Source organism: Peptoniphilus grossensis ph5 (assembly GCF_000311825.1).
GTDB classification, from domain to species: Bacteria; Bacillota; Clostridia; order Tissierellales; family Peptoniphilaceae; genus Peptoniphilus_A; species Peptoniphilus_A hominis.
Genome location: NZ_HE978566.1, coordinates 64,698 through 79,100, shown reverse-complemented (window position 1 = coordinate 79,100; position 14,403 = coordinate 64,698). Strand labels below are relative to the sequence as shown.

Here is a 14,403-nt window from a genome sequence, read left to right as displayed (position 1 = left end):
TTTAATAAATTTATTCTGAATCCTTTGCTTCTTCTTTATCTTCTCTGTCTTCACTGACTTCTTTATCTTTCTTTTCACTTTCCTTTTTGCTAATTATTTGGCGAGCTTCTTCAGAAAGATCAGTGACCTTTATGGAGTCGTCAATGTCTATAGACTCTTCTTCCAATTTTTCTCCATTAAAGATCTTTTCAAAATCATTGGCATAAATTGTTTCCTTTTCCAAAAGTGCATCGGAAAGTGCCAAGAGCTTGTCTAAGTTGTCGCTTAAAAGTTCCTTACACTTTGAGTAGCCTTCATTTATAATTCTAGCAACTTCTTCGTCGATTTCTGCAGCAGTTCTTTCAGAATAATCCTTTGACCTGCCAAGGTCACGACCGATAAAGACTTCATTTTCAGATGAATCATAATTTATGGTGCCAAGTCTGTCGCTCATTCCATATTGAGTTACCATGGCACGGGCAATTTTTGTAGCCCTTTCAATGTCATTTGATGCGCCAGTAGATATGTCATCAAGGACAAGGGACTCTGCAACTCTTCCTCCAAGTAGAGATACAATGGAAGCTTCCATTTTTTTCTTTGTCATAAAGGAAACATCATCTTCTGGAAGATAGGCAGTGAAGCCGCCAGCCATTCCCCTTGGAATAATTGTTATCATGTGGACTGGATCTTCTTCTGGCAGAAGCCTTGACACAATTGCGTGTCCTGACTCGTGAACTGCAGTTAGCTTTCTTTCCTTTTCTGAAACTACACGAGATTTTTTTGCAGGACCTGCTTGCACCTTAATTGATGCTTCGTCAACATCTTCCATGGAAATTTCGCTGTCATTTCTTCTTGCAGCAAGTAGGGCAGATTCATTCATCAAGTTTTCAAGATCTGCTGGAGTAAAGCCAGGAGTTCTCTTGGCAATGACTTCAAGATCAACGTCCTTTGCAAGTTTTTTGCCCCTTGAGTGAATTTCAAGTATTGCCTTTCTGGCACGGACATCAGGCTTTCCTACATAGACAGTTCTGTCAAATCTGCCTGGTCTTAAAATGGCAGGGTCAAGTATGTCTGCCCTATTTGTTGCAGCCATTACTATTACGCCTTCGTTAGTGCCAAAGCCGTCCATTTCAACTAAAAGTTGGTTTAAGGTTTGCTCTCTTTCGTCATGTCCGCCGCCGAGGCCTGCCCCTCTTCTTCTTCCAACAGCATCAATTTCATCTATAAAAATTATACATGGTGCATTTTTCTTTGCATTTTCAAATAAATCTCTTACTCTTGATGCACCAACGCCCACAAACATTTCTACAAAGTCAGATCCACTCATGATGAAGAAGGGAACGCCTGCTTCGCCAGCAACTGCCTTAGATAGATAAGTCTTACCAGTTCCTGGAGGTCCCACCAAGAGAACTCCCTTAGGTATTCTTGCCCCCATGTTTATAAATTTCTTAGGATTTTTTAAGAAATCAACAATTTCTCCAAGTTCTTCCTTCTCTTCTTCAAGACCTGCAACATCTTTAAACTTTACAAGATTTTTTGAATCTTCCTTATTTATGAGTTTAGCCTTGCTCTTGCCAAAGGAATTCATCTTTCCTCCGCCACCGCCAGCTTGTTGCATCATCTTGTACCAGAAGAAAATTAATACTCCCAACATCAATAGAGTTGGAATCCATTCAACAAGAAAAGAAGTTTGCTTAGTTGGTGTGGAGATTACATTTATCTCGCCAGCATCAGATTTTTCCTTTAAATAATCCTTATAAAAAGTATCTGATGCCTCCTTAGGTATTACAGTCCTAAAGGATTCATCGCTTTTTAATTTAACGCTGGCAATAGAGTCAACTCCATTTTGTAGTGTCACACTCTTTACATTTCCCTTGTCCAGTTCTGTGACAAATTCAGTAAAACTTTTTTCATCCACTGTATTTACTGGTGGGCTGAAAAATTTTATTGTAAGCACTAATACTAAAATTAGTACAATATAAAAACCTGCTCCTCCAATTTTTTTATTCAACTATATCACCCCTTCTTATTTTGAATATACAGACTCATCTAGTATTCCAATATAAGGAAGAGCCCTGTATTTTTCGTCATAATCCATTCCATATCCTATTACAAAATAATCTTCAATTTCAAATCCATTGTATTTAACAGGTAAGTCAATTTTTCTTCTACTTGGCTTTGAAAGCATAGTGACAATTTCAATGGAATTTGCACCTCTTGACTTTAACACCTTTGTTAAATAAGAAAGGGTTATGCCAGTATCAATTATGTCTTCCACAATTAAAATATCCTTGCCAACAATTGAAGTAGATATGTCCTTTAAAATTCTAACTTCACCCATGGATCTTGTGCCTTGATAGCTGGACACATCCATAAAATCATATTCAAGGTCTAGGTCTATTTTTCTCATAATATCTGCCATAAAGGGAACGGCGCCCTTTAGTATGCCAAGTAAAAATAGATCCTTGTCCCTGTAATCTTCAGTTATTTTTTCTCCAAGTTCCTTAACCTTATTTTGAATTTCTTCTTCAGTAATAAGAACTTCTTTAATATCTGACATTTTTAACCTCCAAAACGAGTTTATTTAAAGTATTTTCATCTATCTTGACATCTTCAGAAATATCCATGCCAAGAACGTAGATAATCTTTTCATCATCGCAAATAAGACCTATTTCATCCCTCTTTAACCTGTCAACTTTTCTGTCTATAAAATAGTCCTTTAACTTTTTATTATTTTTCATGCCGAGAGGCTTAAACCTGTCGCCCCTTTGTCTCCTTCTAATAAAAAGGCTTCCCTTAATTTTATCACAGTCTATAGTTTTTATAAAGCAGTCTCCCTTAGAAATTGCCCCATCTTTTGAAATAAAAATTTCACCAAAGTCTGTGTAATTATTACCCAATTTTAAGCTTGCTTCTCTCTTAACTGATTCACTTTTTTCCTCTTCAACAAAAACTTTGTCGTAGGATTTTCTGGCAGAGATTTTGCTGCCAAGGTTGATGACTCTTCCGCTTTCACCCAAGATCAAGTCGTAGATACCTAAAATATTGTCCCTACTTAAAATATTTTCACTGTAAAAGTTTTTTGCCAAGTATGATTTAATAATTTCGCAAGCTAGGAATTTGTTAAGCTCTTTCATTTCTTCTACAATAAAATAATTATCCCTGATGCACTTACTATAATTTTCTTCTACAAGTTCTTCTATAAAATCAGAGGCGTCAGAAGCATTTTCTGAAAGTCTGAGAAGGGCGTCAATAATATTTGGATTGAGTTCACTTAATTTTGGTATGAGGCTAAGCCTAATTTTATTTCTCGTGTAAATTTCTTCAAAGTTTGTCTCGTCCTCAACATAGGGCAAATTATTTTTATGTAAATAGTCCTCTATGTCACACCTTTTTATGTCAATGAGAGGCCTGTAAATGTCCTCATTAACCTCACTTATTCCAACTAGACCCCTAATACCTGTTCCCCTAATAATGTTAAATAGGAGAGTTTCTGCACGGTCATTGGCATTGTGGGCAGTTAAAATTTTTCTCCCAAAAGAATTTTCCCTAAAAAATTCATACCTTAAAATTCTTCCAGCTTCCTCTGATGAAAGTTTATAAAGTCTTGCAAATTCATCCATATTCACAGTCTTTGTAAGGCATTTTACCCCATAGTCCCTGCAAATATTTTTTACAAAGTCCTCATCTCTTTTGGCAGTCTTACGAATGCCATGGTTTAAATGACAGACTATTATGTCTAAATCAAAGTCATCTCTTAAATCCATAAAATTGTAAAAAAGATACATGGAATCGGCTCCACCAGAGACTGCAAGACAGAGCTTGTCGTCTTTTTTTATAATATTTAATTTTTTTAAATTTTCAAAAAATAACTTGTCCATAATAAAAAAAGTGGTAGAACTATCAAAGGATAGTCAACCACTTGCTAATTTCTAGAATTCCTCTTCTTTGTCTTTTGATTATATCTAGCTCTCGCTTCATCAAGTTTAGTATTGCTTTCCTTTAAGAATTTGCTCAAAATATCTTCAAATCTTTCATCAACTTTTTCATCCTTGGGCTCTTCCTTTTTTTCAAGGGCATCCTTAATTGATAGGGCAATTTTTCCCTTTTCGTCAATGCTAAGAACCTTGACCTTGACTTCGTCGCCCTCTTTGATGTGATCCTCAATATTTTTAACAAAAGTATCTGCAATCTCTGAAATATGTACTAAACCACTTTTGCCTTCCTTTAAATCAACAAAGGCTCCAAATTTAGTTACCTTGCTAACTACACCTTCAACAATATCGCCTGGCGATAAATCCATAACTTCCTCCTATTTATTTAAATCTTTATTTTTATTATTAGAAACTTTTTCTTCGCTGACAAATTTATCTTTATTTGAAACTTTTTCCTTGTCTTTATCTACATAGATAACCTCTCTAGGTTTAACCATGCCCAATTCTTCCCTGGCAACTTTTTCTACAAAATCTGCAGAAGAAGAATTTTCAAGTTCTGAATTTAAATTATCTATTTCAAGTTTTAAATTAGAAATTTCTTTTTTGTTCCCAGAAATAATTTCAAGTTTTTGGTTTCTTATGGAAATTGATTTGCCGATTTTCACAGAACCATATACAACAGAAAATAAAATTATTAGGGCAAGAGCCACTGGGAATTTTTTTCTTTTAGCCTTCATAAATTCTCTCCAATTTAAATCCAATTACCTTCAGTCAATTCTATCGTAAAGAGTTTCTGCATCCTTTTTGCTGTTGACATCAGAAATGTCCTTAACCTTGACTTTGATTTCTCTTTCGCCAAGTTTTAAAGAAAGAATGTCGTCTACATTGACATCATCTGCTGGCTTAGCAACTTTGTCATTGATTTTGACAAGTCCCTTTTCGCAAGCTTCCTTTGCGATAGTCCTTCTCTTAATAAGTCTTGAGTTTTTTAAAAATTTATCTAATCTCATAATTCACTCCACTATGAATATATCAAAAAAACTAGAATAATTCAATACTTATAAGAAATTTGAGTATAAAAAAAGAAGGCCTCGCCTTCTCTTTTATTACTTATTAACAGCTTCTTTAAGAGCTTTACCTGATCTGAAAACTGGTGCTTTAGATGCAGGAATTTTAATAACTTCTTCTGGATTTCTAGGGTTTCTTCCTTCTCTAGCTTTTCTTTGTCTAACTTCGAAAGTTCCAAATCCAACTAATTGTACTTTTTCTCCTTTAGCAAGAGCTTCTTGAACTGAAGAAATAAATCCGTTTAAAGCTTGTTCAGCGTCCTTTTTAGTAAGACCTGATTTTTCAGCAATGTTTGCTACTAATTCTGATTTGTTCATTTTATATCCTCCTTGAAGATTTTTTATAATCTTTTCTTAGAATTGCAATGTTTCAGAAAACATTAGGCACTCATTGGGCGCGCAAACCTAAGACTGTTACAATTATAACTCATGTTGCGTTTATTTTCTACATTTATTTTAAAAAAATCGCTATTTTATCCAATTTTTTATATATTTCTTCATAAATTTGTCTTAAATCTATTAGACCATCCCTGTCCTTTAACAAAATTAAGAAAAATAAGAGGGATAAAAGATCTTTTTCCTCTTCATAGTCCATGGAAATCGACTTAGATTTTTCTAAAATTTCTTTTTTTATACTTTCAAAATTTTCATCATCTAAATAAATATCTTTTTCACTAATAATAGAAGAAATTTTATTTAAAATCATATTAAAATTTTTGCCACAACTTCTTGGAATGTAGACACAGGACTGGTGGTTGTAGTCATCAAGTCTTGGAAGCTCATAAATTTTTACCTCTCTAAGGATCTCATCTGGGAGGCCTGCATTGGTAATAACATAGGCTAAATCCTCTTCATCATAAACTTCTTGCAGCAAGAGAGATAAATCTGATGCAATTCTCTTGTTGTAAACTTGAGTGATTAGGGTGTCCCTTCTTGTATCAAAGTCAAACTTATCTGCATCTGAATCTAAAAACAAAAGTCCATCTACTGCATCCCTTCCCACTGCTGCCAGAACCGGCTCAATAAAAGAAATGCCATTAACTATATTTATTTCAACTTCTCTTTCTATTAGGAACTTCACAGTTTTTTCTGCAACAAGAGGAGTACCGGGCACAAAATAATTTATGTCTTGATCTTTAGATTTTTCAATTAAAATTTCTACGATTTTATTATAAACTTCATCGAAGCTTTCCATTTCATCGTAGAGATAGTCAAAGGACTCATAATTTATCTTATTTTCTTCAAAAAAAGAAAGAGAGTCATGCCTTTCTGTCCTCAAAAAATTTTTATTTCCATTTTTCATAATTTTTACTGCCTCAAGAGTGAGATCTTTGGCAGAAGTAGACCCAAGTCCAACAACATTTATCATTTTTATCACCTCTTACATTATATCAGCTGTGCTTAAAAAAATCTTTTATTGTCTACACTTTTAGGCATAAAAAAGAGAGGTCGCCCTCTCTTTAAATCTTTATAAAATTTTCTTCGATAAACTAAAAATTAATCAAAGCCAAATTTTTTTCTCATTATTTCAAGTTCTTCATCAGTTAAGTCGCTTTCGTCTACAACTTTTTCTTGTTCTTCTTCAGCCATTTGTTTTTTTCTTTCTTCAACGATTTTGTCATGTTCAGCAATTACGCTGGCAACAACATCTTGTGGAATGTCAATTGATTTCTTTTCTACTTCAGATAGTTCAACTTCTCCACCTACACAAAGCTTTTTGCCATTTTCAAATTCGTAGACAAAAACTTCAAGTTCACCTGCTGGGTTCTTAATGGAAATTTTATAATCTTCATCAAGACCATCTATATCATCTTCAAGATAATTTATTACTGCAACTGTGCCTGAACCGCAAGAAGATTCTCTAAATAAGGTGTCTGAACCTTCTACATAGACAAAGGGTACGATTTCTAGCTTTTCCTTGTCAAGGAAAATTACTCCATAGGCTTCGTCCTTGTAATCTTTTTTAAGAACTTCAAGGGCATCTTGGACAAATTTTTCATCTTCTTTGCCTTCAACAATTAGATGACTTATTCCAGGTAGTTGAATGAGTTTGTAGTCCCCACCCTTAACTTTTACAGTCTTCTTTGCAAGGGGAGCATCCATTGCTACATAAGCCTTTTGATTTTTCACATCAGCTATTACATCAGTAGTTCCTTCATGACCACTTACATAGACTTCAATGTCAACAAGTCCATCAGTGTCATAGAAACCTGCAGAATAAAGTCCATAGGCCCTAGTTGCGTTGGCACAAAATTCTCCACCCATCATGTCCATTCTAAGTGGTGCGCCTTCATAGGCTGGTGAAATAAATCCAACTTGTTCAACATCCTTATCTATTTGTTCAATTATACACTTTGTATAAGCTTTTCTATAGCCTGGATAAACTGGTGCCACTACAAATCCAGTAATATTACCACAAGGGTTAGCCCTAAAATATTTAAAACTTTTCTTCATAATCATCCTCTTCTCGAATCTAAACTTTAACTTACATTTTTATTATAACATACTAAGTTAGTGTTTTTTACTCAACAAGCTTTTTGTACCCGATTTTTTCTTTTTAACTCACTTATTTATTTTAAATATTTTTTTAAATCTTCTACCCTGTCTGTCTTTTCCCATGGAAGATCTAAGTCATCTCTTCCAAAGTGACCATAGGCTGCAGTTTGTCTGTAAATTGGTCTTAGAAGGTCAAGGTCACGAATTATTGCAGCTGGTCTCATGTCGAAGTTTTCCATAATAATTTTTTCGATTTCTTCGTCAGATAATTTGCCAGTGCCAAAAGTTTCTACATAGACTGAAGTTGGTCTGGCAATACCAATTGCATAGGCAAGTCCAATTTCAACCTTGTCTGCAAGTCCTGCTGCCACAAGATTTTTTGCAATGTATCTTGCATAATAGGCTCCAGATCTATCTACCTTTGTTGGATCTTTACCTGAGAAAGCTCCTCCTCCATGTCTTCCAAAGCCACCGTAAGTGTCTACGATTATTTTTCTGCCAGTAAGCCCAGCATCTGCCATTGGTCCACCAATTACAAATCTGCCTGTTGGGTTGATGAAAAATTCTGTGTCCTTGTCAATTAAGCCTTCAGGCACAACTTTTTCTACAACTTCTCTTATTATATCTTCTCTAATTTGTTCCATTGGAACTTCTGGTGCGTGTTGTGAAGATACTACAACATTTTTAAGTCTTAGAGGCTTGTCGTCTTCGTATTCAACAGTTACTTGAGTCTTGCCGTCTGGTCTCAAATAGTCCAGTGTGCCATTTTTTCTCACTTCAGTAAGTCTTAGTGCAAGCTTGTGGGCAAGAGAAATTGGAAGAGGCATTAACTCTTCAGTTTCATTGCAAGCAAAGCCAAACATTATTCCTTGGTCTCCTGCTCCAAAGGCGTCAAGTTCATCAACTCTAGCTTCCTTAAATCTGTCAACGCCCATGGCAATGTCAGAAGATTGTTCTTTAATTGCAGATAAAACTGCACAAGTTCTTCCGTCAAAGCCATACTTAGCTCTGTTGTAACCAATATCTTCTAGGACTTCTCTTGCTGTCTTTTCAAAGTCAACATAAGTGTCTGTTGAGATTTCTCCAGTTATAACTATCATTCCAGTGGATGCCATAGTTTCGCATGCCACTCTCGCCTTTTTATCTTCTGCTAAAATTTTATCTAATATAGCATCAGATATTTGGTCACAAACTTTGTCAGGATGTCCTTCAGTAACGGACTCTGAACTAAATTGCCATTTTTTCATTTTTAATTCCTCCATTTTAAATACCTTTGATTTAATGTATGAATTAATTTTTTGCCTTTATATTTATTTTGAAATACTAATCCATAAAAAAATCCTCACGCAAAAAGTGAGGACCATTAAACCTCATCTTTCAGATAAAAATCTGTGGGATTTAGCACCAACTAGGTTGCCGGGTTTCAAAGTGCCCATTCACTCCACCACTCTCAATAAGGTATTATTTTTATTTGTAGCTTGATTATAACATCAACATTTACTTAGTGCAATAGATTAAAATAATTCATTAAAGAAATTCCTACAGGATAGGTAATAATACTCATGATAAAACTTAAAGTTATTACCTTTGATGCAAATTCATAGTCGGATTTCATTTGCTTTGTGAAAATAAAACAGTTTGCCGCACAAGGTGTCGCCCAAAAGACATAGGCTATGCCCAGTTCCATGTTTGTAAAGCCAAGCTTAACTCCAATTGGTATAAGCAGTGCCGGAGCTATAACTGTCTTAATAAAGGCAGAGATAAACATGAGCTTAAAGTCGGACTTTGAAGATTCAAAATTTAAACTTGCCCCAATTAGTATAAGAGACATAGGCGTTGAAATTTTTGCCACCATCTCTATTGCCTTGTCCACTCCTTGATATACAGGAAGCTGCAAGAAATTAAAAATTGCACCCACAACAACGCCGGCAATCATTGGATTTTTTAAAATTTTTATAAAAATATCAATAAAGGAAATGCTCTTGTCCTCTGCTTCGCTGTAATAAGTTAAGAGAATTATTGCAGATATGTTATAAAGGGTGAGGCCAAAGGCAATTATGACTATCATGTGCTCCATGGAATGCGCACCATTATAAATTATGTCTAAGATTGGAAAGCCAACATAGACAAAGTTTGAGCGATAGGCGCAGTGGACAAAGGCAGATAATTTTTTCTTGTCCTTAATCCTCAAAGCCTTGGCAATAATTATTGAAATAAAAATTACAAAAATTACTCCCAAGAGTATATATGCCACATATTTTGGATGCAGGGAGACAATCCTTGCATTTTTTATGTCGTAAAATAATTTAAAGGGCAGGGCTAGGTAAAAGACTATCCATGTACCCTTGTCCACAAAGTTATTATCTATGTATCCCCTTTTTTTTGCGAAGTAGCCCAGGAGCAAGACAAAAAAAACAGGTGATACAATATTAAATCCCATTAATAAGTTTTCCATTTCATCACCACTATAAATTATAGGTTAAATATTTTCTCTTGTCGAGAGCCATCTTTTAAAATACAATAGACTTGGGAGGTAATAATATGAAAAAAATTCTAGCTGCTGTAGTTTCATCACTTATTTTATTTTCAAGCATAAATGTCTTTGCTGGCGCAAAAGTTTCTAGCCAAAGCATTGTGCTTGACGGCAAAGACACTGGCGTTAAGGGCTACAATATTGAGGACAACAATTATTTTAAACTAAGAGATGTTGCTGCACTTCTTGATGGAAAAGATGCTGAGTTTAGCGTTAGCTACGACCAAGAGAGGGAAACTGTCATCATAAACAGCAAGTCCGACTACACAAAAACTGATTCTGATTTAAGTCCCCTAAAGGATAGTGACAGCGAAGTAAAAAAATCCTTTCACAATATTATTGTAAATGGAGTGAGACATTCTCTTAATGTCTACACTATTGACGGCTACAATTATTTTAAGCTTAGAGAGTTGGGACAAACTATTGGCTTTGTAGTTGACTACGACCAAAAAAACAATAAGGTGACAATTGACTCAAGGTCGATTGAACCCAAGGCCATTTTAAACAATCAAGTTGAAATAAAAATACTTGATTATAGAGCAAGCTATGGAGATAAAAGTCTGGACATCTTAAAGGATCCAATCTTAGATATTGATAAATTTTTAGGAAATATCAATAATAGTATTCTAGCTACCAAGGATGAAGGACAAGTTAACGGCGAGGCGAAATACATTAAGTCAGAAAATATTGTTGAAGTTCTTCCAACTTCAACTAAGTATAATGGCAAATTCACTTACAAGCCTTATATTCAAGTAAGTCAAGGTGAAAAATCTGAAGTCTTCCCTTATGAAGGCAAATTTGAAGTTGCAAAAACTTTGGCTGCCAAGGGTTTTGATTCTACAAGTGAATTTGAAATCTCTCTTGGTGGAAAGACTGAAAATAATTTTATTAAATACTCATCTTTTAAATATAAATAAGATTGGGTATAATCTAATAGGAGGTGTTTACATTGGAAATTAAAAAAGAAATGTTAATTGGAGAAATTCTTTCAAAAAAGCCTGAATCAATTGGCACTTTAATGAGCTTCGGCATGGGCTGTATTATGTGCCCATCTTCTCAAATGGAATCTCTTGAAGAAGCTGCCATGGTTCATGGTATAGATCCTAATATGCTTGTAGCTGCACTTAATAAAGATAGCAAAGAAGAAGCAGAAGCTTAATTTAAGCTAAGTTGAAGGGGCAGAGGCCTCTTCTTTTTTTACATAGATACTTTAATACTTTAATAAGGAGAAAAATATGAATAAGAAATTAATTTTAGCTAGCACTTTACTTTTACTTACAAGTACTTGTTACGCCAGTGTAAATAGAGACCATGCAGTAAATGAGGTCTCCAAATATATTGAAACAGATGAGGCAGTGACCCTTGAAGTTACAGAGGCTGAAAAGAAAAAAGTTGAAGAAATCAAAAAGATTTTTGACATCACTGGAGATTATGAAAGCTTTACTATTTCCAGTGACCCAATGAATAGTGATAGTGGAAGTGAATACTTAAATAAGCTCATAAAAAATAAGTCCATTACTACTTACAGGTGGTCTGACGAAAAGTTAGGCGAAGTCAGCGTCTCCTACACTAGCGATGGAGAATTTATTTCCTATAATAAGTGGAGAAATTCTAGTGATGAGAAAAATAATAAGGAAAAATATTCAAAGGATGAAGCTCTAAAGGCAGCAGAAAATATTTTAAAGAAGGCAATAAAGGATTTTGACAAGAAATATATTTTATCTGACTACAGCATCTATCCTGGCAGCAAAAATATAGATTTTTCTTACCAAAGACTTTTATCTGGCATCCCTCTTGCTGATAATTATTTGAATGTCAGCTTTTCAACTGAAACTGGCGAAATTACTGACATGATGCTCATGGGTTACAATGCCTATGCAAGTACATTTTTAAAGGACAAGGACTTTAAAGAGAAGGCAAAAATTAGTCCTGAAGATGCTGAAAAAATATTTTTAGAAAAATCACCTCTCACTCTCTCCTACAAGGTAAGTAGAGACGGCAAGTCTGTAGAAAAAGTTTTTTCAAGTGAAGTAGTTGATATTGACGCCCTTACTGGCAAAGTTTTTAAAAATGATTTTGTAGATTCTTATGTGCCTTATGCAACTGAAGAAGCAAAGGATTCAGCTGGCTTAAGTGAAGTTGAAGTGAAAAAAATTGACGGTCTTAAAGACTTAAAGAAGAAGTCTCAGGCAAAAAGTAAGGCTCTTGAAATTGTGGGCAAGTCTTATACAGTTGAAAGTATTGCCCTAACTTCTGACAAGGACAATTATTATTACAGAATAATTCTTGAAAAGGAAAAAAATAATGGCTCCATAGTATTAAATGCCAAGACTTTAAAATTAGTGGGCTTAGATATTTGGGCTGACAAAAGGGATGTCAAGACTGTGGTAACTGATGAAGAAGCTAAAAAAATTGCCCTAAGCTTCCTAGAAAAGTATGGCGACAAGACTCAACTTAATTTAGAAAAAATTGATGTAAAGAAATTTGACTACACTACTATCCTTAACATACCAAGGTATGCGAACTCTCTTCCAGTCCTAGATGAAGGCTTAACCATTGCTGTTGACGACGAGAAAAATGTTGTAACTTATCAAAAAGATTTTTCAACAGCAGATTTTAGCAAGGCAAAAGATATAGCTCTTACAAAGGATGAGGCAAATAAAATCTATCTAAATTCTAAAAACTTTGGTCTCAAGTATGAAATGACTGAAAAGGGTCCTAAGCTTCTCTATGGAAAAATAAAAAATGTTGTGCCAATAATTGGCGAAGATAAAATTTTGCGAGACAAATTTGGAGATATAGTTAACTTTAAAGACCAAATATCCTATGAAGACTTTGATAAGGCAAGGGATAAGGATGCAATTAATTCCTTAAAGGACATGGAAATTGGAACAATCGGCAAAAAATTATCTGACAAAATAACTTACAAGGAATTTTTAGGTCTCCTCAATGGAAGATACCAAGGCGACTATTTCGACTTTGACCGCTATGATTTAGATGAGGATAAGGTTAAGGACAAGAAAATTCCTGAAAAAGATGCCATAAAAATTTTAGTAATATACAGGGGCTATGAAGACTTCACAAAGGCAAAGGGAATTTTTAAGGAGGACATCTTTAAAAATCAAAAATCTTTAGGCGACTATGAAAATTATTATATAGTGGCAAAGGGCCTTGGCTACATTGATAAGGAAATAAATCCAGACAAAGAACCAAGTCTTGAAGAAATTTTATACCTTATCTATAACTCAATAAAGTAATTGTAATTCTTTTGTAATTGCAAGTTTACTCCCACTGATGTATATTATCAGTGGGAGGTTTTTTATGACCCAAACAAATTACGATGCAAAGGCTTATGCAAATAAAAATTCAAATTATGATAAGAGAAAAAAATTAAGAAGGCAAAAGGCTAGAAGGCGAAAGAGAATAAGACAGATAATTTCTATTTCAATTTTTGCCCTAATCCTTATTTTTATATTTTCAAAGATCTTTTCTGCCATAAAGAAACCAAAGGATGAAATTTCTCCTGCCCTTATGTGGTACTATGCCAACGAAATAAATAAGGACAGACCGAGAAAATACTATTATGATCCAGAATATATATCAAATGTTGCACTGGATCCCCTCCTTCGCATGGAAGATGAATTTATAGTCAAGGGGTCCAACCACTTGAAAAAAGCTGACAAGTATGCCTATGATGCAAAGGAAATTCGCCACTACATTACGAAAAATAATTATGGCGGGGACAAAAAAATTGTATTCTTAACCTTTGACGATGGACCAAATAATTCTATAACTCCACAAGTTTTGGACATCCTAAAAAAAGAAAATGCTCGCGCAACTTTCTTCTTAGTAGGCAAGTCCATAGGAGATAAAACTGCAGGTCAAGTTCGCCAAATTTTAAGAAATGGAAATTCCATTGCCACTCACTCCTTTAGTCACGACTACGACTATCTCTATCCAGGAAGAGTAGTTAGCCCTGAAAGAGTTTATGAAGAAATTACAAAAACAAATGAAAGGCTAAAAAATATTCTAGGACCTGACTTTCACTCCAGCGTCTTTAGGTATCCTGGCGGCGAAATGTCTTGGCAAAACACAGAGGCAAGTAACGCCCTCTTGGAATCCAATGGCATACACTGGATTGACTGGAACTGCCTTGTCGGCGACGCAGAAAAAAAATCTGTGAGACCAACTACAGTAAATGGTTTTGTAAATTATTTGGACAAGAGTCTTAATGAAAATAAAAATACAAAGATTGCTGTTGTTCTTGCCCACGACGCAAGAAATAAACAGCTAACTGCTGACTCACTAACTTCTGTAATAAAATATTTCAAAGACAGAGGCTATGAGTTTGGAGTTTTAAAATAATTCAAATTTTCTCAAGAACTTCATAAAA

At 34.6% G+C, this 14,403-nt stretch carries 15 protein-coding genes and 1 riboswitch; of the genes, 4 read left to right on the top strand and 11 right to left on the bottom strand.

The genetic code is table 11. The features are described 5' to 3' along the window. Positions 1-10 precede the first annotated feature (10 nt). From ftsH to HGPG_RS00315, 11 genes are all read right to left on the bottom strand, one after another. The gene (ftsH, locus tag HGPG_RS00365; protein WP_019124094.1) at positions 11-1,990 is read right to left on the bottom strand and encodes an ATP-dependent zinc metalloprotease FtsH; all 1,980 of its coding nucleotides are present in this window, start codon (positions 1,988-1,990) and stop codon (positions 11-13) included. Between the two features lie 15 nt (positions 1,991-2,005). Next, positions 2,006-2,539 (bottom strand): hypoxanthine phosphoribosyltransferase, encoded by a 534-nt coding sequence (gene hpt / locus HGPG_RS00360; RefSeq protein ID WP_019124093.1) that lies wholly within the window; start codon positions 2,537-2,539, stop codon positions 2,006-2,008. Then, on the bottom strand, positions 2,526-3,860 hold the full coding sequence (tilS, locus tag HGPG_RS00355) for a tRNA lysidine(34) synthetase TilS (RefSeq protein ID WP_019124092.1): 1,335 nt from the start codon (positions 3,858-3,860) through the stop codon (positions 2,526-2,528). The genes hpt and tilS overlap by 14 nt, the downstream gene beginning before the upstream one ends. A gap of 44 nt (positions 3,861-3,904) precedes the next feature. Next, complete coding sequence (locus HGPG_RS00350) at positions 3,905-4,282, bottom strand: S1 RNA-binding domain-containing protein (protein WP_019124091.1); 378 nt, start codon at positions 4,280-4,282, stop codon at positions 3,905-3,907. Positions 4,283-4,291: 9 nt separating this feature from the next. Further along, positions 4,292-4,651 (bottom strand): FtsB family cell division protein, encoded by a 360-nt coding sequence (locus HGPG_RS00345; protein WP_019124090.1) that lies wholly within the window; start codon positions 4,649-4,651, stop codon positions 4,292-4,294. Between the two features lie 30 nt (positions 4,652-4,681). Further along, the gene (locus tag HGPG_RS00340; protein ID WP_019124089.1) at positions 4,682-4,924 is read right to left on the bottom strand and encodes an RNA-binding S4 domain-containing protein; all 243 of its coding nucleotides are present in this window, start codon (positions 4,922-4,924) and stop codon (positions 4,682-4,684) included. A 96-nt stretch (positions 4,925-5,020) separates the two neighbouring features. Then, positions 5,021-5,299 carry a non-specific DNA-binding protein Hbs gene (locus HGPG_RS00335; protein WP_019124088.1) on the bottom strand — a complete coding sequence of 93 codons (279 nt, stop codon included), beginning with the start codon at positions 5,297-5,299 and terminating at the stop codon, positions 5,021-5,023. A 133-nt stretch (positions 5,300-5,432) separates the two neighbouring features. Continuing rightward, positions 5,433-6,350, bottom strand: a complete 918-nt coding sequence (locus tag HGPG_RS00330) for an SAM-dependent methyltransferase (RefSeq protein ID WP_019124087.1) — start codon at positions 6,348-6,350, stop codon at positions 5,433-5,435. Positions 6,351-6,478: 128 nt separating this feature from the next. Beyond that, positions 6,479-7,435, bottom strand: coding sequence for a histidine racemase CntK family protein (locus tag HGPG_RS00325; RefSeq protein WP_019124086.1), 957 nt, complete (start codon positions 7,433-7,435; stop codon positions 6,479-6,481). Positions 7,436-7,551: 116 nt separating this feature from the next. Then, positions 7,552-8,724 carry a methionine adenosyltransferase gene (gene metK, locus HGPG_RS00320; RefSeq protein WP_019124085.1) on the bottom strand — a complete coding sequence of 391 codons (1,173 nt, stop codon included), beginning with the start codon at positions 8,722-8,724 and terminating at the stop codon, positions 7,552-7,554. A 120-nt stretch (positions 8,725-8,844) separates the two neighbouring features. Continuing rightward, a riboswitch (SAM riboswitch) is annotated at positions 8,845-8,937 on the bottom strand. Positions 8,938-8,978: 41 nt separating this feature from the next. Next, the gene (locus HGPG_RS00315) at positions 8,979-9,932 is read right to left on the bottom strand and encodes an AEC family transporter (RefSeq protein ID WP_019124084.1); all 954 of its coding nucleotides are present in this window, start codon (positions 9,930-9,932) and stop codon (positions 8,979-8,981) included. 86 nt (positions 9,933-10,018) lie between these two features. Here HGPG_RS00315 and HGPG_RS00310 point away from each other — a divergent pair, with 86 nt between their 5' ends. The 4 genes from HGPG_RS00310 (at position 10,019) to HGPG_RS00295 (ending at position 14,375) form a co-directional block, all read left to right on the top strand. Then, on the top strand, positions 10,019-10,927 hold the full coding sequence (locus HGPG_RS00310) for a stalk domain-containing protein (RefSeq protein WP_019124083.1): 909 nt from the start codon (positions 10,019-10,021) through the stop codon (positions 10,925-10,927). 32 nt (positions 10,928-10,959) lie between these two features. Beyond that, a complete protein-coding gene (locus HGPG_RS00305) occupies positions 10,960-11,169 on the top strand; it encodes a DUF1858 domain-containing protein (RefSeq protein ID WP_019124082.1) in 210 nt (69 codons plus the stop codon). Between the two features lie 76 nt (positions 11,170-11,245). Continuing rightward, entirely contained in the window at positions 11,246-13,267 is a 2,022-nt protein-coding gene (locus HGPG_RS00300; protein WP_019124081.1) for a YcdB/YcdC domain-containing protein, read from the top strand. Positions 13,268-13,331: 64 nt separating this feature from the next. After that, positions 13,332-14,375 (top strand): polysaccharide deacetylase family protein, encoded by a 1,044-nt coding sequence (locus tag HGPG_RS00295; RefSeq protein ID WP_019124080.1) that lies wholly within the window; start codon positions 13,332-13,334, stop codon positions 14,373-14,375. Positions 14,376-14,403: the final 28 nt, after the last annotated feature.